The following is an 18081-nucleotide window of genomic DNA, read 5'->3' on the forward strand; positions in this document are numbered from 1 at the left end:
AACCCGTTCATGCCCAAGAAAGCCGCCGAGGCACCTGCCCGCATCTTCCGCAGCGAGGAGGAACTGGCGGCGCTGCCGGTCTCCGAGCGCATCCGCTACCGCATCGTCAGCGCCGACCGGCGCTACCACGCCAACGACAACATCGCGGCCTTCGTGCGCGAGGGCGAGCTCGCCGAGCTGAAGGCCGAGGTGCAGGCCAAGCTGCAGGAGGTGCTGCGCGCGCTGGTGATCGACACCGACGGCGACCACAACACCAACGAGACGGCCAAGCGCGTGGCCAAGATGTACATCGACGAGGTCTTCGGCGGCCGCTACCGGCCGATGCCGGCGGTCACCGAGTTCCCCAACGTCGAGCGCCTGAACGAGCTGATGATCGTCGGCCCGATCACCGTGCGCAGCGCCTGCAGCCACCACATGTGCCCGATCTTCGGCAAGGTGTGGATCGGCATCCTGCCCAACGAGCACAGCAACCTGATCGGCCTGAGCAAGTACGCGCGCATCGCCGACTGGATCATGAGCCGGCCGCAGATCCAGGAAGAGGCCGTCACGATGCTCGCCAACGAACTGCAGGACCGCGTCCGCCCCGATGGCCTTGCCATCGTGATGGAGGCCGACCACTTCTGCATGCACTGGCGCGGCGTGAAGGACACCGACTCGGCGATGGTCAACAGCGTCATGCGCGGCGCCTTCCTGAAGGACGCCAACCTGCGCCGCGAATTCCTTTCCCTGCTGCCCCGCAAACAAGGCTGAACCACCATGCTCGTCCGTCTGATGTATGCCAGCCGCGCCGTGCCCGCGGTGGACCAGGAAGAACTGCTGTCCATCCTGCGCAAGAGCAAGTCCAACAACCCGGGTGTCGGCATCACCGGCGTGCTGTGCTTTTCCGAGGGCATCTTCCTGCAGGTGCTCGAAGGCGGGCGCAGCGCCGTGAACCAGCTCTACAACCGCATCGCCGCCGACGCCCGCCACACGCAGGTGGAGTTGCTCAGCTACGAGGAGATCGGCGAACGCCGCTTCGCCGGCTGGAGCATGGGCCAGGTCAACATGGCGCGGCTGAACCCGGCGCTGCTGCTGAAGTACTCCGAGCGTGCCACGCTGGACCCGTACGCCGTCTCGGGCGCGGTCTCGATGTCGCTGTTCGAGGAACTGCTGGCCACGGCGTCGGTGGTGGGCCAGCCCTGAGGCCGTGCGTCACAGCCGGCCCGCCGGCTTGAAGCGGTACAGGTCGGCCAGCAGCCGCGTCGGAAACAGGCGCACGGCCTCGTTGTAGGTCGATGCCGCGTCGTTGAAGAGCTGGCGCGCGAACGCCAGCCGGGCCACGCTTTCGCGCAGCACCTCGGCATGTGGCGCCACGGCGGCTTCGTGGCGCGCCTCGTGCTGCTCCAGCAGCGACAGCACGCGGCTGGCGGCCGAGGCCATCGCCGCTTCGCCGGCCAGCACGGCTGCGGCGAGCGCCGGGTCCACCGGCCGCACGCTCATCGCCGCCGCCGCCGCGCGCACCTGGCGGTCGGCGGCGAGCAGCGCCTCGAGCGCGTTCTGCTCGCCCGCCAGCGCCTCGCGCAGCGCCAGCACCAGTGCCGTCACGGCGTCGCCGCGCTTCTTCAGCACCTCGTCCACCAGGGCCCAGGCGCTGGCGATCGCATTGCGCAGCCCCACCAGCCGGTTGTAGGCGCCCACCATCCAGAAGACGAGCACGGCAGCACAGGCGAGGACGACGATCTGGGTGTTGGACATGGCGGGAATCTAGCCGATCATCCGCGCACCCCAGCGACCAGGAGACGCGGATGAGCTTCGCGAGCGAGATGGCACAGGCCAGCCAGGCGTCCGTCCAGGAGGCGCGCGGCAAGGCGATGGCGGCCGGGCTGCCCGGCGCGCAGATCGGCGCGGCCGCACTCGAGGGCAAGTGGATCGGTCTGCAGGAGGTGATGTTCCTGCCCGTCGTGATGGCGCTCACGGCCGACGACCGCAGCAAGGCGCACGCGCTGCTGAAGCCCTACGCCGATGCCGGCTGGATGATCGAGCCCGGCGCCGGCGTGACGCTCGAGGCGATGCTGAAGGTCTCGCGCATGCGGCTGGGCGGCCCCGGCTCCGAGGTGCTGACCGGCGACACCACCGCGCAGCTGGCAACGAATCTGCGCATCGTCGACGGCCTCATCGAGGACGCCTCGCTTTTCGCGGCCCACGGCCAGCCCACCGCGGAGAAGTCGAAGAACTACGACGGCATCGCGGTGAAGTTCGACAGCGACCACCTCTGCGCCGACCAGCGCGCCGCCATCAGCGCCACCGAGCGGCGCGCGATCGCACGCAGCACCATGCTGCAGGAGGGCGAGGCGAAGATGCTGTCCAAGGAGATCGCGGCGCTGAACGCCGCGAGCTACTTCCAGTACGTCGAGGCCTACCTGCAGCAGCGCTACAGCTGGGAGCCCAGCTACCTCGAGGTCGAGGGCATCTGCTACGTCAGCAAGGAGCCGGTGCGCGTGGCCTGGGAGATGCGCGGCACCGCATCCAGGCCCGGTGGCGCCATCGACACCTTCAGCAAGCCGACCAAGGCCACCGGCCACCTGATGTACGCGGTCAAGCCCGACGGCGCCGACAGCAACGCCGCCACCGACCCCGGCCGGTGCAAGCGGCTGCTGTACCACTTCGAGGCCTTGCTCGCCGACCCCGCGGTGCCGCCGGCCGGGGACGGCTGGGCCGAGGTGAAGGTGGACGACGTGCTGAAGGTCGCCAAGCTCAAGACCGGCATGGAAGCCGCCATCCGCGCCGCCGCCGTGCGCTGCTACTACCGCACCGGCGCCGCCTGAGTCCGGGCCGGCGCGCGCCGGCCGCCGCCGTCAGCCGCGCACTTCGCCCTGGCCCAGCACCACCCACTTCAGCGAGGTCAGCCCCTCCAGCCCCACCGGCCCGCGGGCGTGGAACTTGTCGGTGCTGATCCCGATCTCGGCGCCCAGCCCGTATTCGAAGCCGTCGGCGAAGCGGGTGCTGGCGTTGACCATCACGCTGGCCGAGTCGACCTCGCGCAGGAAGCGCATCGCGCTCGGATGGTGCGTCGTCAGGATGGCGTCGGTGTGGTGCGAGCCGTGGCGGTTGATGTGCGCGATGGCCTCGTCCAGGCTGTCCACGACCTTGATGCTGATGATGGGCGCCAGGTACTCGGTGCCCCAGTCGGCCTCGGTGGCGCGCAGCACGCCGGGCAGGCCGCCCAGCAGCGCGGCGGCGCGGCCGTCGCAGCGCATCTCGACGCCCTTGGCCGCGAACACGGCACCGATGCGCGGCAGGAAGGCCGCGGCCTGGCGCTCGTGCACCAGCAGCGACTCGGCGGCGTTGCAGGGGCTGTACTTCTGCGTCTTCGCGTTGTCGGTGACGGTCACGGCCTGGTCGAGATCGACCTCGGCGTCGACGTAGACGTGGCAGTTGCCGTCGAGGTGCTTGATGACGGGCACGCGCGCTTCGGCGCTGATCCGTTCGATCAGCCCCTTGCCACCGCGCGGGATGATCACGTCCACGTGCTCGGGCATGGCGATCAGCCGGCCCACGGCGGCGCGGTCGGTGGTCTGCACCAGCTGCACCGCGTCGGGCGGCAGGCCGGCCTCGGCCAGCGCCGCCTGCACGGCGTGCCACAGCGCCAGGTTGCTCTGCAGGGCCTCGGAGCCGCCGCGCAGGATGCAGGCGTTGCCGCTCTTGATGGCCAGCGAGGCGGCTTCGATCGTCACGTTCGGGCGGCTCTCGTAGATCATGCCGAACACGCCCAGCGGCACGCGCATCTGGCCGACGCTGATGCCGCTGGGGCGGCGCTTGACGCCGCTGATCCCGCCCACCGGATCGGGCATCGCCGCCAGCTGCTCGCAGCCTTCGGCCACCGTCTGCAGCGCCTGCGGCGACAGCTTCAGGCGGTCGAGCAGCGGGCCGTCCAGTCCGGCGGCGCGCGCGGCGTCGAGGTCGCGGGCATTGGCCTGCTGCAGCGCCGCGGCGCCGGCACGCAGGCGCCGCGCCAGGCCGCGCAGCGCGCTGTCCTTCGCGGCCGTCGGGGCGGCGGCCATGGCCGTGGCGGCGGCGCGCGCCTGCGCGCCCACGTGGGCCATGTAGCGGGCGATGTCGTCGATCTGCATGTGGCGATTGTCCCAAATCCGGTGCATGGCCTCGGCGCGACGGCTCAAGTTCATGCACTGACCGCCGACATCAGTTCCAAGCGACCCACACAGAGCGTCGCCTCCCGACCGAGACCGAGAGACTCCATGCCCGAACAAACCCTGCCTTCGGCCACGATGGCCCTGCCCGCTGCTTCCCACCCCGGCCGCGACGGCTTCTTCGCCTTCCACGGCATCTGGGCGCCGGGCGTGCGGCTGTTCCGCAACCTGCACTTCGCCGCCAAGGCGCTGACGATCTCGCTGGCCTTCCTGGTGCCGCTGCTGGCGCTGCTGGGCTGGCTGCTGCACTCGCAGACCGTCGGCGGCCTGCAGGCGCGCCAGGACGCCACGCGCCAGAACGTCGAGGTCGCGCACGGCCTGCTGGTCTGGGCCCACGGCCGCGAGACCGCGGGCGAGCTGTCGCGCGAGCAGGCGCAGGCCGTCGCGAAGCAGGCGATCTCGAAGCTGCGCTACGACGGCAAGGAGTACTTCTGGATCAACGACATGGCCCCGCGGGTGGTGATGCATCCGATCAAGCCCGAGCTCGACGGGCGCGACGTCGGTGGCATGAAGGACCCGAACGGCCTGGCCCTGTTCCAGGAGTTCGTCGCCACCGTGCGCCGGGACGGCCGCGGCTTCGTGCATTACCAGTGGCCGCGCCCGGGCAGCGAGCAGCCGGTGGACAAGCTCTCCTACGTGCAGGGCTTCGAGCCCTGGGGCTGGGTGGTCGGCTCGGGCATCTACATCGACGACCTGCGCACCGCGGCCAACGCCCGGCTGGCCTTCGTCGGCGGCGTCGTGCTGGTCAGCCTGCTGGTGGCGAGCTACCTGTTCCTCAGCTTCTACCGCGTGATGGACGGTGGCCTGAAGGAGACGCGCCGCCACCTGCGCGCGATGACCGACGGCGACCTGACCACGTCGCCGTCGCCGTGGGGCCGCGACGAGGCGGCGCAGCTGATGCAGGACCTGCGCGCAATGCAGGAGGCCATCCGCAACCTGGTGCTGCGCGTGCGCACGTCCAGCGACACCATCGTGCACACCAGCAGCGAGATCGCCAACGGCGCGCTCGACCTGTCGGCACGCACCGAGCAGGCGGCGGCCAACCTGGAGCAGTCGGCGGCGTCGATGGAGCAGATCACCGCCACCGTGCGCAACAGCGCCGAGCACACCGCGGAGGCATCGCGCGTGGCGCAGCACAACGCGCAGGTGGCCGACGACGGCGGCCGCGCGATGCAGAACGTGGTGCGCACGATGGAGGGCATCCGCACGTCGTCGGGCCAGATCGGCGAGATCATCGGCACCATCGACGGCATCGCGTTCCAGACCAACATCCTGGCGCTGAACGCGGCCGTGGAAGCAGCGCGCGCCGGCGAGCAGGGCCGCGGCTTCGCCGTGGTGGCGGCCGAGGTGCGCATGCTGGCGCAGCGCAGCGCCGAAGCGGCGCGGCAGATCAAGGGCCTCGTGGGCCACAGCGTCGAGCAGGTGGAGTCGGGCACCGAGGTCGTGCGCCAGGCCGGCGGCACCATCCAGGACATCGTCACTGCGTCGCAACGGGTGAACGAACTGCTGGGCGACGTGGCCACGGGCGCCAGCCAGCAGGCCGGCGGCATCGCGCAGATCGGCCAGGCGGTGCAGGAGCTCGACCGCATGACGCAGCAGAACGCGGCGCTGGTCGAGCAGACCGCCGCCGCCGCCGCAGCGATGCGGGACCAGGCGCAGCTGCTGGCCGCCGACGTGGCGCGCTTTCGCATGCCGGTCGGCGCCGGTGGCGGCTGACGGGGGCTACGCCAGCCAGCCCAGCACCGTCAGCCACAGCGGCGCCACCAGCACGAAGGCCAGCGTCGACAGCACGATGGTCGCGGTGGTCTCCACTTCCAGCGTGCGGTAGCGCTGCGCGAAGATCAGCGCGTTGCTGCCGGTGGGCAGCGCCGCCAGCATCACCACGGTGGCCAGCGGCGTGCCCGCGAGCCCGAGGCCCCAGTGCGCGACCGCCAGCACCGCGGCCGGCATCAGCAGCAGCTTGACGAGCGACACGCCGGCGGCGCCGCGCAGGCGCGGGCCCAGGCCGTAGGTGGCCAGCGACAGGCCGATCAGCACCAGGCACAGCGGCACCACGGCGCTGGCCAGCAGCTGCAGCGCCTCGTCCACCGCCGCGGGCAGCGTGGCCCCCGTCGCGTTGAACAGCAGCCCCGCCACCACCGGCAGCACGACCGGGTGGATGATGGTGTTGCGCAGCGTCAGTGCCAGCGTGCTCGCCAGCGAGCCGTGCTGCGCAGCGCGCGCCAGGTCCATCTCGACCAGCGTGGTGGCCAGCGACAGCACGATCAGCGCATGCAGGCTGATGATGGTGATGTGGATGGCCAGGCCGGACTCCCCGAACAGCGCCGCGGTCACCGGCAGGCCGATCTGCAGCGTGTTGCCGAAGGTCGCCGCGAAGGCGCGCACCGCCGGCATCGCGCCGTGCGTGCGGCGCGACAGCCGCTGCTGCAGGTACACGCACAGCAGCACCAGCAGCAACGGCACGAAGAAGGCCGCCAGCGTGCGCCAGGGCAGGGTCGCGAAGTCCACGCGCGCCGTGGTGCGGAACAGCAGCGCCGGCACGAAGATGCCGAACGCGGCGTTGCCCAGCACGCGCGCCGGGTCGCCGGCCTCGCCGGGCTTGCCCAGCCAGTGCTGGCGGCCGGCGATCCAGCCCAGCAGCACGGCCACGGCGATCGAGAGCAGCTTGTAGAAGACGGCCAGCGTCATCGCGGGTTCAGCCCACCACCTGCGCCAGCCACGCCGCCACCGCATCGGCGGGCAGGTCGATGGCCACCTGCTTGCGCCGCGCGCTGGCACCACGCAGCAGCCGCACGCCGCGCCGCGGCAGGCCCAGCTGCGCGGCCAGCCAGGCGATCAGCGCCTCGTTGGCCTGGCCGTCCACCGGTGGCGCCTGCAGGCGCACGCGCAGCGCGCCGTCGTGCAGGCCGTCGGCGCCGGTGCGGCGGGCCCCCGGGCTGACGGCCAGGTCGAGCAGCGCGCCGCCGCCTTGCGGCCGCAGGCAGGGCCAGCCGGCTTGCATGCGCCAGGCCGCGCCGGTGGCTCAGGCGGCCGCCTTCTTCGCCGCCGCCTTCTTCGCCGGCACCTTCGCGGCACGCGGCTCGAACTCGAAGTTGACCTTGCCTTCCTTCGTGTCGTAGGCCAGGAAGGCCTTGAACTTGCGGCGCGTCTTGTTGCTGACGAAGTTCTCCAGCAGCCCGGTCTTGCCGGTGGCCAGCAGCTTCGTCATCTCCTCGCGCGGCACCGGCTGCTGCAGGATGATCTTGCCGCTCTTGAAGTCGCAGGTGACGTGCGCGCCGACGCTGTGCTCGCAGACGTAGCTGGTGCCGTGCTCGTAGACGTGGCCCTTGCACTTGGGGCAGGCGCCCAGGCTCTCCTGGCCGCTGAAGTCGACCGGCTCGCCGTCGCCATCGCCCTGCTTGGCGTCGTCACCGAAATCGAACTCGAGCTTCCAATTGTTGATCTCGTCGTCGTGCACCAGGCGCAGCTCGGCGGTGAAGGGCCAGCCGGCCTTGGAGCGGAAGCCTTCCAGCGGGCCGATCTTCTTGTCGCGCAGGAAGGCCTCGGCCTCGGCGGTCTCGAAGGCGCGGCCGGCCGGGATCTTGGTGATGCTGAACTCGCACGAGGCGCCGCCGGGGGCCGCGCCGCCGCCGTCGCAGGCGAAGCGGCGGTAGTTCTCCTTGACCACGCCGCCGCAGTTCGGGCACGGCGTCGACAAGGTCGCGTAGTCGCCCGGAATGGTGTCGCGGTCGTATTCCTTGGCCTTGCGCACGATGCGCTCGGCCATCTTCGCGATCTCGGCCATGAACACGTCGCGCTGCAGGCGGCCGTGCTCCATCTCGGCGAGCTGGTGCTCCCAGTTGCCGGTGAGGTCGGGGCGCGTCAGGTCCTCGATCGCCAGGCCGCGCAGCAGCGTCATCAGCTGGAAGGCCTTGGCCGTGGGCACGAGCTCGCGGCCGTCGCGCAGCATGTACTTCTCGGCGATCAGGCCCTCGATGGTCTGCGCGCGCGTGGCCGGCGTGCCCAGGCCCTTCTCGGCCATGGCCTCGCGCAGCTCGTCGTCGTCGATCAGCTTGCCCGCGCCTTCCATCGCGCTGAGCAGCGTGGCCTCGGTGTAGCGCGCCGGCGGCTTGGTCTTCAGCGCGTTCACGTCGACGCTCTCGGTGCGCACGGTCTCGCCCTGCTGCACGGCCACCAGGTTGGCGTCCTCGTCCTGCGCCTCCTTGCCGTAGACGGCCAGCCAGCCCGGGTTCACCAGCACCTTGCCGTTGGTCTGGAACTTGTGCGCCACCGCACCCACGGTGACCTGGCTGATGCGGGTGGTGACCATGAACTCGGCCGGCGGGTAGAACACCGCCAGGAAGCGCTTGACCACCAGGTCGTACAGCTTCGCCTCGATCTCGGTCAGGCTCTTGGGCGGCTGCAGCGTGGGGATGATGGCGAAGTGGTCAGAGACCTTGGTGTTGTCGAAGACCCGCTTCATCGGCTTCACGTAGCCGTCGTTCAGGGCCTTGCGCGCGTGCATGGACAGCGCACGCAGCGGGCCCGGCAGCTCCTCGTCGGACAGCATCTCCATCGTGTTCTTGACGGTGGCCAGGTAGTCCTCGGGCAGCGCGCGGCTGTCGGTCCGCGGGTAGGTCAGCACCTTGTGCTTCTCGTACAGCGCCTGCGCGATGGACAACGTGGTCTTGGCCGAGAAGCCGAAGCGCGAGTTGGCCTCGCGCTGCAGCGTCGTCAGGTCGTACAGCAGCGGGCTGCTCTGGTTGCTGGGCTTGGCCTCCTCGGTCACGGTGGCGGGCTGGCCGCGCACGGCGTCGGCGATGGCCTGCGCCTCCTCGGCGCTCCACAGCCGGTCGGCGCGGCGCTCGGCGTCGTCGTTCTTCTTCCACTCGGGGTCGAACCACTTGCCCTCGTACTGCCCGGCCTGGGCATCGAAGGTGGCCTTGATCTCCCAGTACGGGCGCGCCACGTGCTTGCGGATCTTCTCCTCGCGCTCGACCACGATCGAGAGCGTGGGCGTCTGCACGCGGCCCACGGTGGTGAGGAAGAAGCCGCCGTCGCGCGAGTTGAAGGCCGTCATCGCGCGCGTGCCGTTGATGCCCACCAGCCAGTCGGCTTCGGAACGGCTGCGCGCAGCGTCGGCCAGGCCGCGCATCTGCTCGTCGCTGCGCAGTTTCTCGAAGCCCTCGCGGATGGCCTGCGGCGTCATGCTCTGCAGCCACAGGCGCTGGATCGGCTTGTGCATCGGCGTCTTGCCCTGCCCCGCGTACTGCACGATCAGGCGGAAGATCAGCTCGCCCTCGCGGCCCGCGTCGCAGGCGTTGATCATGGCCGTGACGTCCTTGCGCTTGACCAGCTTCACCACCGCGTTCAGGCGCGACTTGGCCTTGTCGATGGGCGCCAGGTCGAAGTGCGGCGGCACCACCGGCAGGTTGGCGAAGCTCCACTTGCCGCGCTTGACGTCGAACTCCTCGGGCGCCTTGATCTCCACCAGGTGGCCCACGGCCGAGGTGACCACGTACTGGTCGTTCTCGAAGTGCTCGGCATGCTTCTCGAACTTGCCAGAGACCGGCGTGAGTGCGCGCACGATGTCCTGCGCCACGCTCGGCTTCTCGGCAATGATGATCGTCTTGCTCATGGTGTCCCAAAGGTCCCTGGCGGGCGCCGCCGCTGGCGAAGCCGTGCCTACAATCGCTCTTCCTCGCGCGCACGCACACACGCGCACGCGCCCATGATTTCAATGTACCGAATGAAGACCACCGCGCAAGCCAGGGCCCCGAAGACCGCCGCCGCCAAAGTGAAACCGGTGGTCAGCAAGGCAGCGGCGCCGGCGCGCGGCCGCCGCATCCAGGTGCGCCAGAGCGGTGTGCACGGCAAGGGCGTGTTCGCGCTGCGCGAGATCCCGGCCGGCACGCGCATCATCGAATACAAGGGCGAGATCATCGACTGGCCCGAGGCGCTGCGCCGCCACCCGCACGATCCGAGCGACCCCAACCACACCTTCTACTTCAGCCTCGACGACGGCAGCACCGTGATCGACGCCAAGGTCGGCGGCAACGACGCCCGCTGGATCAACCACGCCTGCGACCCCAACTGCGAGTCCGACGAGGTCGAGGGCCGGGTCTTCATCAAGGCCCTGCGCGACCTGCAGCCCGGCGAAGAGCTGTTCTACGACTACGGCCTGGTCATCGACGAGCGCTACACGCCGAAGCTGAAGAAGGACTACGAATGCCGCTGCGGCAGCGCCAACTGCCGCCGGACCATGCTGGCGCCCAAGCGCCGCTGACGCCATGCCCGACGGCCAGCACCTCCAGTGGGGCGCCGAGGCGCTCTGGGAGCAGCTCGAACCGCTGCTGCCCGGCATCAGCGTCGAGGTCGTGGCACGCACCGAGTCCACCAACACGCGGCTGCTCGACCGCGCACGGCAGCACAGCGGCCTGCGCGATGCGCCGGTCACGCGCCCGGGGCAGATCGACGACGGCAGCCAGCCCGCCGACGCGCCGTCGCCCTATGGCCGCCGCGCCGTCGACACGCATCCCTGCCTGCTGGTGGCCGAGCACCAGACGCGCGGACGCGGCCGCCTCGGGCGCGACTGGCAGGCGGCCCCGGGGCGCTCGCTGACGTTCTCGCTGTCGCTGCCCCTGGCACCGCGCGACTGGTCGGGGCTGTCGCTGGCAGTGGGCCTGGCGGTCGCCGACGCGCTGGATCCGCCGTCCGACCCGCTCGGCGACGCCGCGACCGCGACGCTGCCGCGCATCGGGTTGAAGTGGCCCAACGACCTCTGGCTGCTCGACGCGCCGGGCAGCCCCGTGCCCGGGCGCAAGCTCGGCGGCATCCTGATCGAGACCGTGGCGGTCGGCAGCCGCCGCATGTGCGTGGTGGGCGTGGGCGTCAACGTGCTGCCGCAGGCCGCCACCGAAGGCATGAGCAGCGGCTTCGCCTGCCTGCAGGAACTGCACCCCGACGCCACGGCGCCCGCCGCCTTGGCCGCGGTGGCTGCGCCGCTGGTGCGCACGCTGCGCCGTTTCGAGTCCGAAGGCTTCGCGCCCCTGGTGACCGGCTACGCGCGCCGCGACCTGCTGCTCGGTCGCGCCGTCAGCACCACCGCGCCCGACGCGCTGGAGGGCGTGGCCGAAGGCGTGGACGAGCGCGGCGCACTGCGCGTGCGCTCCGGCACGCTGCACAGCCTGGTCAGCGGCGAAGTCAGCGTGCGCCTGCAGGACGGCGCCGCATGCTGAGGGCGGTCGTCGCCGCCTTGCTGCTGGCCAACGTGCTGTTCTTCGCCTGGGCGCGCGGCTGGCTCTCGCCGGCGGTGCCGCCGCCGCACGCGGGCGAGCGCGAGCCCGGCCGGCTGGCGGCACAGATCCGCCCCGAGACCATCCGCCTGGTCACGCCGATGGCCGCCAGCGCCGCGGTGGCCGCCGCCAACGCCGTGTGCCTGGAAGCCGGTCCCTTCGGCGACACCGACATCGGCGTCGCCGAGGCCGCGGTGCTGGCAGCGGGCGTGCCGGCCAATGCCTTCGAGCGGCGCGACGTCGTCGGCAAGCCCGCCTGGCTGGTCTACATGGGCCGCTTCGCCGACACGGCCGCGCAGCGCACGAAGGAAGACGAGCTGCGGCGCCTGAAGCTAGGCTTCGAGCCCGTCACGGCACCGGCCGAACTGGCGCCGGGCCTGCAGCTCTCGCGCCACGACAGCCGCGAGGCCGCCGACGCCGCGCTGGCAGCGCTGGTGCAGCGCGGTGTGCGCACGGCGCGCGTGGCCGCCGTGCCCGCCCCGCCCGACCAGCACTGGCTGCGTCTGCCGCGCGCCAGCCCCGACCTGGTGGCGCGGCTGCGCGGGCTGCAGCCGCCGGTGATCAGCGCCGGCTTCGTGCGCTGCCCGCGCGCCGCAGGCTGACCGACGCCAGCGCCAGCAGCGCCAGCCACAGCGCCGAGCTGGCGCCCCCGCCGCCGCCCGCTGGGGCCGGAGCCGGCGCGGCCGGCGCCGCGGTGATGGTGACGCTGCGCGTGCTGCTGGCCTGGACGCCGCCGGCATCGGTGACGGTCAGCCGCACCGTCACCGTGCCGGCCTCGCTGGTGTCCAGCACCGTGCTGGCCGCGTCGGGCGCGTTGCGCAGGCGGGCGCGTTCGGCGCCGTCGACGATCTCCCACAACTGCGCCACCACCGCGCGGCTGGAACTGCCGGCATCCAGCTGCACGGACGTGCCCGCGGCCACGGTGTCGGCCGATGCCGTGATGACGGCCACCGGCGGCGCCGAGCCGCCCGCCGCGGCGGCCACCGCGGCCGCGGCGTCCAGCAGGCCGGCGCCGCAGGTGCTGGTGGTGCAGTAGCACTCGATCTGCTCGGTGCTGCCCGGCGCCTGGCAGGCGGCCACGCCGGCTGCGGCACCCAGGGTCGGGAACGGGCGCGCGGTGGACTGCAGCAGCGCGCGCAGCGCGGCCGGCGTCAGCGTCGGGTCCTGCGACAGCATCAGCGCCGCCGTGCCCGCCACCAGCGGCGCCGAGAAGCTCGTGCCCACCGAGTAGTTGAGGCTGTCGCTGTAGCCGTTGGTGCTGGCGGTGGTGGCGCCCAGGTTGGTGGTGGTCAGCAGCGGGTACAGGCAGGCGCCGCTGGTGTTGACGCAGTTGCCGGCCGGCGCCGCGATCGCCACCTGCGGGCCGATGTTCGAGTAGCCCACCTTGCTGCCGATGTGGCGCACGCCGCCCACGGCGATGGCCCCGGCGCAGTTGGCCGGGCTGGCCACCGCGGTGCCGACGTCGTTGCCCGCGGCGACCACCACCGCCACGCCCGCGGCCGCCAGTTCGGCGATGGTGTCGGCGTACACGGGCTCGCAGGTACCGGGCGCGCCCAGGCTCATGTTGATCACCTGCGCCGGGTGTGGATTGGGCGCCGACGCGCCGGCGAGGCCGCCGGCCCAGCGCATGCCGGCCACGATGTCGTCGTCGAATCCACCGCACTGGCCCAGCACCCGCACGGGCAGCACCATCACGTCGCGGCCGGCGCCGGCCATGCCGATGGCGTTGTCGCTGGCGGCGGCGATCAGGCCCGCCACCTGCGTGCCGTGCCAGCTGCTGTCGCCGGCGCCGCAGGGGCTGCCGGCGCCGGTCCAGTCGCCGGGGTCGGTGGCGTCGGCGTCGCTGTCGCCGGGGGTGTCGTCGGTGCCCGAGACGAAGTCGCGGCCCGGGTGCAGCTTGCCGGCGAGGTCGGGGTGGTCGAAACGCACCCCGGTGTCCAGCACGGCCACCGTGACGGACGGCGCGCCGGTGCCGAAGGTCCACGCGCCGAGCGCGTTGGTCGCCGAGACGGCGGTGTTGTCGGGCGCGCGCAGGTACCACTGGCCCGCGGCGGGCATGCTGCCGCGCTGGCCGGCGCCGAACAGGGGGTCGTCGGGCACGACGGCGGCCACCGTGCGGCGGCGGCTGACCACGGCCCATTCCACGTCGGGCTGCGCCGCCAGCTGCCGCGCCAGCGCCTGCGAGCCGATGCCTGCCGCATGCACGGCCTGTGTGCGCGGGCCCAGCGCCCGGCCGTCGCGCAGCGCCAGCCCCAGCCGCGCGCCCAGCGCTGCGGCCAGCCGCGGCCTCGGCGCCGCCTGGCTGGCGGCGGCCGCGCGCAGCAGCGGGGCGCCGCTGCGCAGCTTCACGATCACCCGCGCCTGCAACGGCTCGGCCGGTGCCACCGCGCGCAGGCGCGGGCCCCTCTCGGTGGCACCCGCCGCCGGCGCAGCGGCATGCACCGGCCCCAGCGCGCACAGCAGCGCGGCCAGGCCCAGCGTGCGGCGGTGCCGGTTCACTTGGCGATCACGCGCACCATCTCGAGCACCTTGTTCGAGTAGCCCCACTCGTTGTCGTACCAGGCCACGACCTTGACGAAGGTCTTGTCCAGCGCGATGCCGGCGTCGGCGTCGAAGACGCTGGTCATCGGCTCGCCGCGGAAGTCGGTGGAGACCACCTTGTCTTCCGTGTAGCCCAGCACGCCCAGCATCGGGCCGGCGGCCGCGGCCTTCATCGCGTTGCAGATGTCGTCCCAGCTGGCTTCCTTCACCAGCTCGGCGGTGAGGTCGACGACGCTGACGTCGCTGGTGGGCACGCGGAAGCTCATGCCGGTGAGCTTCTTGTTCAGCTCGGGGATCACCACGCCCACGGCCTTGGCGGCGCCGGTGGAGCTGGGGATGATGTTCTCCAGGATGCCGCGGCCGCCGCGCCAGTCCTTGTTGCTCGGGCCGTCGACCGTCTTCTGCGTCGCGGTGGCGGCGTGCACGGTGGTCATCAGGCCGCGCTTGATGCCGAAGCTGTCGTGCAGCACCTTGGCCACCGGGGCCAGGCAGTTGGTGGTGCAGGACGCATTGCTGATGATGGTCTGGCCGGCGTAGGTCTTGTCGTTGACGCCGTAGACGAACATCGGCGTGTCGTCCTTGCTCGGTGCGCTCTGGATCACCTTCTTCGCGCCGGCGTCGATGTGCTTCTGGCACGTCTCCTTCGTCAGGAACAGGCCGGTGGCCTCGACGACGATGTCGGCGCCGATGTCGCCCCACTTCAGTTCGGCCGGGTCCTTCACGGCCGTCAGGCGGATCTTCCTGCCGTTGACGATGAGCGTGCTGCCCTCCACCGCCACCGTGCCCTGGAAGCGGCCGTGCACGCTGTCGTACTTCAGCATGTAGGCCAGGTACTCGGGCTCGAGCAGGTCGTTGATGCCGACGACCTCGATGTCGTTGGCGAAGTTCTGCACCGCAGCGCGGAACACCATGCGGCCGATGCGGCCGAAGCCGTTGATGCCAACGCGGATGGTCATGATTTCTCCTTGGGGGTGTGGTCGATCTTGAGGCAGGGAACGGTGATGTCGGCGGTGTCGCCGAAGACGGCGTCCAGCATGTTGCTCGGCACGTCGAGTTCGGCGTTGCGCAGCCACTCCAGCAGCGCGTGGCGCGCCGGGTCGTAGCCGCCGACCGAGCCCACCCGGTTGCGCTGGAAGGGCTGGGCGTACAGGAGCCGGATGTCGAACGGGCAGCCCATGTGGGTGGTGTCGAACTGCACGCGCTGCTGGCGCGCGCCCTTCACGTTGCCCATGAACTGCAGCAGCGTCATCGGCTTGAAGCCGTAGGCTTCACCTTCGAAATGGAACGCGTAGACCAGCGTGCTGTGGATCGGCCCACCTGCGTGGCAGGGCAGGCGCACGCCGGCCATCCATTGCTCAATCTCCGCGGCCAGGCGCCGGGCACCCGGGCGCGACGACACCTGCAGCACCGCCGGCGGGCTGGCGCCATCGTCGAAACGCAATTGCACCAGGACACGGCCCTGCACCTGGGCACGCCGCGCCCAGTACGGGTACTTCAGCTGCAGGCTGCCGGACACATGCCGCATGCAGCCCAGCAGCTCGCGCCGCTGGACATCGGCCACGTCCTGGCCGGGGCCGGCGTAGGCTTGCTGACGGTCGGGCTCGAACACGTAGTCGCGCTCCAGCCGCACCGTGCCGCCCGCCGGCAGGCAGGGCACACGCAGGCTGCGCGCATGCACGCGCACGCTGTCGACGAAGGCCTCGCCGCCTTCGTGCTCCAGCACCGTGATCTGCGGCGCGGCATCGGCAGCGGAGAACTCCAGCGCCAGCTTCACGCGGCCACGCTCGCCGGACTTGTACTGCACGAACGGGTAGTCGGGCAGCGCCAGCGCCGGGTCGCTCGCCGTCAGGCACTGCGCGGCCGGCGAGGGCTCCAGCTCGACCTGCTGCGCCACCGCGGCGCCGCCGGCCAGCAGGCCGACGGCCAGCAGCAGGACGTGCAGGTCGCGGCGCATGGCGGCGTGCCTCAGCCCTTGAGCACCTGCCGCACCACCGCGGCCACGTTCTCGGCCGTCAGGTGGAACAGCTTGAACAGCACGCCGGCCGGGGCGCTTTCGCCGTAGCGGTCGAGGCCGACCACGGCGGCGCAGCCGTACTTCCACCAGCCGTCGGTGACACCGGCCTCCACCGCGATGCGCGGCACGCCGGCCGGCAGCACGCTCTTCTTGTAGGCCACGGGCTGGCGGTCGAAGACGTTGGTGCTGGGCATGCTGACCACGCGCACCGCGATCTTCAGCTGCGCCAGCGCGGCCTGCGCGTGCAGCGCCAGCTGCACCTCGCTGCCGGTGGCGATGATCACCGCCTGCGCCTTCTTCTTCAGCCCCACCTCGGCCGGCTCGGCCAGCACGTAGGCGCCCTTGCTGATCTCGTCGAGGCTGGCCTTCGGCAGGTAGGGCAGGTTCTGGCGGCTCAGCAGCAGTGCGCTCGGGCGGCTGTTGTTGGCGATCGCCATCGTCCAGGCCACCGCGGTCTCGGCGGTGTCGGCCGGGCGCCAGACGTCCAGGTTCGGGATCAGCCGCAGGCTGGCCGCGTGCTCCACGCTCTGGTGCGTGGGGCCGTCTTCGCCCAGGCCGATGCTGTCGTGCGTGAAGACGTGGATGACGCGCCGCTTCATCAGCGCGGCCATGCGGATGGCGTTGCGGCTGTAGTCGCTGAAGGTCAGGAAGGTGCCGCCGTAGGGAATGAAGCCGCCATGCAGCGCGACGCCGTTCATGATGGCGGCCATGCCGAACTCGCGCACGCCGTAGTTGATGTGGCGGCCCGGCTTGCCGTCGTCGGTGACCTTCGGCGCGCCGGCGGCGTCGAAACGCAGCGGCGGCGTGCTGCTGGTGTTGGTGAGGTTGCTGCCGGTCAGGTCGGCACTGCCGCCCAGCAGTTCGGGCATGGCCTTGGTGAAGACCTCCAGCGCGATCTGGCTGGCCTTGCGGCTGGCCACGGTCTCGGCCTTGGTGTGGGCGGCGATCACGGCGTCCACCGCGGTCTGCGCGAAGCCGGGCGGCAGCTCGCCCTTCATGCGGCGCGCGAACTCCGCGGCGAGTTCGGGGTGCGCGGCCTTGTAGGCGGCGAAGCGCTCGGCCCAGGCCGCTTCGGCGGCGTCGCCCGCGGCCCGGGCGTCCCATGCGCCGTAGGCCTCCTCGGGGATCACGAAGGGCTCGTGCGGCCAGCCCAGCGCCTCGCGCGTGAGGCGGATCTCTTCGGCGCCCAGCGCCTCGCCGTGGGCCTTGGCGGTGCCGCCGCGGTTGGGCGCGCCCTTGCCGATGGTGGTCTTGCAGACGATCAGCGTCGGCGCCGTGGCCGAGGCCCGCGCCTGCGTCAGCGCGGCGTCCACCGCGGCGACGTCGTGGCCGTCGATCGGGCCGATGACGTTCCAGCCGTAGGCCGCGAAGCGCTGCGGCACGTTGTCGACGAACCAGGGCGCGACCTGGCCGTCGATGCTGATGCCGTTGTCGTCGTACAGCGCCACCAGCTTGTTCAGCTTCCAGGCGCCGGCCAGCGCGCAGGCCTCGTGGCTGATGCCTTCCATCAGGCAGCCGTCGCCGAGGAAGGCGTAGGTGCGGTGGTCGACGATGGTGTGGCCGTCGCGGTTGAACTCGTGCGCCAGCAGCTTCTCGGCCAGCGCCATGCCGACCGCATTGGTGATGCCCTGGCCCAGCGGGCCGGTGGTGGTTTCGACACCGGGCGTCACATCCACTTCCGGGTGGCCCGGCGTGGCGCTGTGCAGCTGGCGGAAGTTGCGCAGCTCGCTCATCGCGAGGTCGTAGCCGGTCAGGTGCAGCAGCGCGTAGATCAGCATGCTGCCGTGGCCGTTGCTCAGCACGAAGCGGTCGCGGTCGGCCCACAGCGGGTTGGCCGGGTTGTGCTTCAGGTGCCGGCCCCACAGCGCCACGGCGATCTCGGCCATGCCCATCGGCGCGCCCGGGTGGCCCGAGTTGGCTTGCTGCACGGCGTCCATCGCCAGCGCGCGGATCGCGTTGGCCATGACGGCGGTGTTCTGGGTGGCGGGGGAGGTGGTGGTCATGGAGCGCGCGGCCGGCGGTGGACGGAAGCCCCGGATTCTAGGAGCCCGCGCTGCCTGCGCCC

The 18081-nt window shown here is 71.6% G+C and carries 16 protein-coding genes; 7 read left to right on the top strand and 9 right to left on the bottom strand.

Annotation, left to right across the window (positions count from 1 at the left end; translation table 11 throughout):
* Positions 1-9: 9 nt before the first annotated feature.
* Entirely contained in the window at positions 10-750 is a 741-nt protein-coding gene (gene folE / locus ACPOLB_RS13860) for a GTP cyclohydrolase I (protein WP_425256585.1), read from the top strand.
* 6 nt (positions 751-756) lie between these two features.
* Positions 757-1182, top strand: a complete 426-nt coding sequence (locus ACPOLB_RS13865; RefSeq protein WP_425256586.1) for a BLUF domain-containing protein — start codon at positions 757-759, stop codon at positions 1180-1182.
* A gap of 9 nt (positions 1183-1191) precedes the next feature.
* Here ACPOLB_RS13865 and ACPOLB_RS13870 read toward each other — a convergent pair whose 3' ends face one another.
* Positions 1192-1734: a LemA family protein gene (locus tag ACPOLB_RS13870; RefSeq protein ID WP_425256587.1), complete on the bottom strand. Its 543-nt coding sequence runs from the start codon at positions 1732-1734 to the stop codon at positions 1192-1194.
* A 50-nt stretch (positions 1735-1784) separates the two neighbouring features.
* On the opposite strand from ACPOLB_RS13870, the gene ACPOLB_RS13875 reads away from it, so the two are divergent.
* Positions 1785-2804: a hypothetical protein gene (locus ACPOLB_RS13875; RefSeq protein WP_425256588.1), complete on the top strand. Its 1020-nt coding sequence runs from the start codon at positions 1785-1787 to the stop codon at positions 2802-2804.
* 30 nt (positions 2805-2834) lie between these two features.
* Here the strand turns inward: ACPOLB_RS13875 and ACPOLB_RS13880 are convergent, their stop codons facing one another.
* Positions 2835-4109, bottom strand: a complete 1275-nt coding sequence (locus ACPOLB_RS13880; protein WP_425256589.1) for a glutamate-5-semialdehyde dehydrogenase — start codon at positions 4107-4109, stop codon at positions 2835-2837.
* 126 nt (positions 4110-4235) lie between these two features.
* Here ACPOLB_RS13880 and ACPOLB_RS13885 point away from each other — a divergent pair, with 126 nt between their 5' ends.
* Positions 4236-5903, top strand: coding sequence for a methyl-accepting chemotaxis protein (locus tag ACPOLB_RS13885; RefSeq protein ID WP_425256590.1), 1668 nt, complete (start codon positions 4236-4238; stop codon positions 5901-5903).
* Positions 5904-5909: 6 nt separating this feature from the next.
* Here ACPOLB_RS13885 and ACPOLB_RS13890 read toward each other — a convergent pair whose 3' ends face one another.
* From ACPOLB_RS13890 to ACPOLB_RS13900, 3 genes are read right to left on the bottom strand one after another with little or no spacing between them, the layout of a single operon-like run.
* Positions 5910-6875 carry an AEC family transporter gene (locus ACPOLB_RS13890; protein ID WP_425256591.1) on the bottom strand — a complete coding sequence of 322 codons (966 nt, stop codon included), beginning with the start codon at positions 6873-6875 and terminating at the stop codon, positions 5910-5912.
* A gap of 7 nt (positions 6876-6882) precedes the next feature.
* Positions 6883-7188 (bottom strand): DUF167 domain-containing protein, encoded by a 306-nt coding sequence (locus ACPOLB_RS13895; protein WP_425256592.1) that lies wholly within the window; start codon positions 7186-7188, stop codon positions 6883-6885.
* 21 nt (positions 7189-7209) lie between these two features.
* Positions 7210-9804, bottom strand: coding sequence for a DNA topoisomerase III (locus ACPOLB_RS13900; protein WP_425256593.1), 2595 nt, complete (start codon positions 9802-9804; stop codon positions 7210-7212).
* Between the two features lie 111 nt (positions 9805-9915).
* On the opposite strand from ACPOLB_RS13900, the gene ACPOLB_RS13905 reads away from it, so the two are divergent.
* Genes ACPOLB_RS13905 through ACPOLB_RS13915 form a run of 3 tightly spaced genes read left to right on the top strand, consistent with a single transcriptional unit; the run spans position 9916 to position 12063 of the window.
* A complete protein-coding gene (locus ACPOLB_RS13905) occupies positions 9916-10452 on the top strand; it encodes an SET domain-containing protein (protein WP_425256594.1) in 537 nt (178 codons plus the stop codon).
* Between the two features lie 4 nt (positions 10453-10456).
* On the top strand, positions 10457-11404 hold the full coding sequence (locus ACPOLB_RS13910) for a biotin--[acetyl-CoA-carboxylase] ligase (protein WP_425256595.1): 948 nt from the start codon (positions 10457-10459) through the stop codon (positions 11402-11404).
* A complete protein-coding gene (locus ACPOLB_RS13915; protein ID WP_425256596.1) occupies positions 11398-12063 on the top strand; it encodes a hypothetical protein in 666 nt (221 codons plus the stop codon). The genes ACPOLB_RS13910 and ACPOLB_RS13915 overlap by 7 nt, the downstream gene beginning before the upstream one ends.
* Here the strand turns inward: ACPOLB_RS13915 and ACPOLB_RS13920 are convergent.
* Genes ACPOLB_RS13920 through tkt form a run of 4 tightly spaced genes read right to left on the bottom strand, consistent with a single transcriptional unit; the run spans position 12023 to position 18019 of the window.
* Positions 12023-13960, bottom strand: coding sequence for a S8 family serine peptidase (locus ACPOLB_RS13920; protein WP_425256597.1), 1938 nt, complete (start codon positions 13958-13960; stop codon positions 12023-12025). The two genes, ACPOLB_RS13915 and ACPOLB_RS13920, sit on opposite strands and share 41 nt — an antisense overlap.
* Entirely contained in the window at positions 13957-14958 is a 1002-nt protein-coding gene (gene gap / locus ACPOLB_RS13925; RefSeq protein ID WP_425256598.1) for a type I glyceraldehyde-3-phosphate dehydrogenase, read from the bottom strand. Before gap ends, ACPOLB_RS13920 begins: the two co-directional genes overlap by 4 nt.
* Positions 14955-15956, bottom strand: a complete 1002-nt coding sequence (locus tag ACPOLB_RS13930) for a hypothetical protein (RefSeq protein ID WP_425256599.1) — start codon at positions 15954-15956, stop codon at positions 14955-14957. The genes gap and ACPOLB_RS13930 overlap by 4 nt, the downstream gene beginning before the upstream one ends.
* Positions 15957-15967: 11 nt before the next feature.
* Positions 15968-18019, bottom strand: coding sequence for a transketolase (gene tkt, locus ACPOLB_RS13935; RefSeq protein ID WP_425256600.1), 2052 nt, complete (start codon positions 18017-18019; stop codon positions 15968-15970).
* Between the last annotated feature and the right edge of the window lie 62 nt (positions 18020-18081).

It is taken from the genome of Rubrivivax soli, from assembly GCF_049810355.1.
In the GTDB taxonomy this organism is placed as follows: Bacteria; Pseudomonadota; Gammaproteobacteria; order Burkholderiales; family Burkholderiaceae_C; genus Rubrivivax.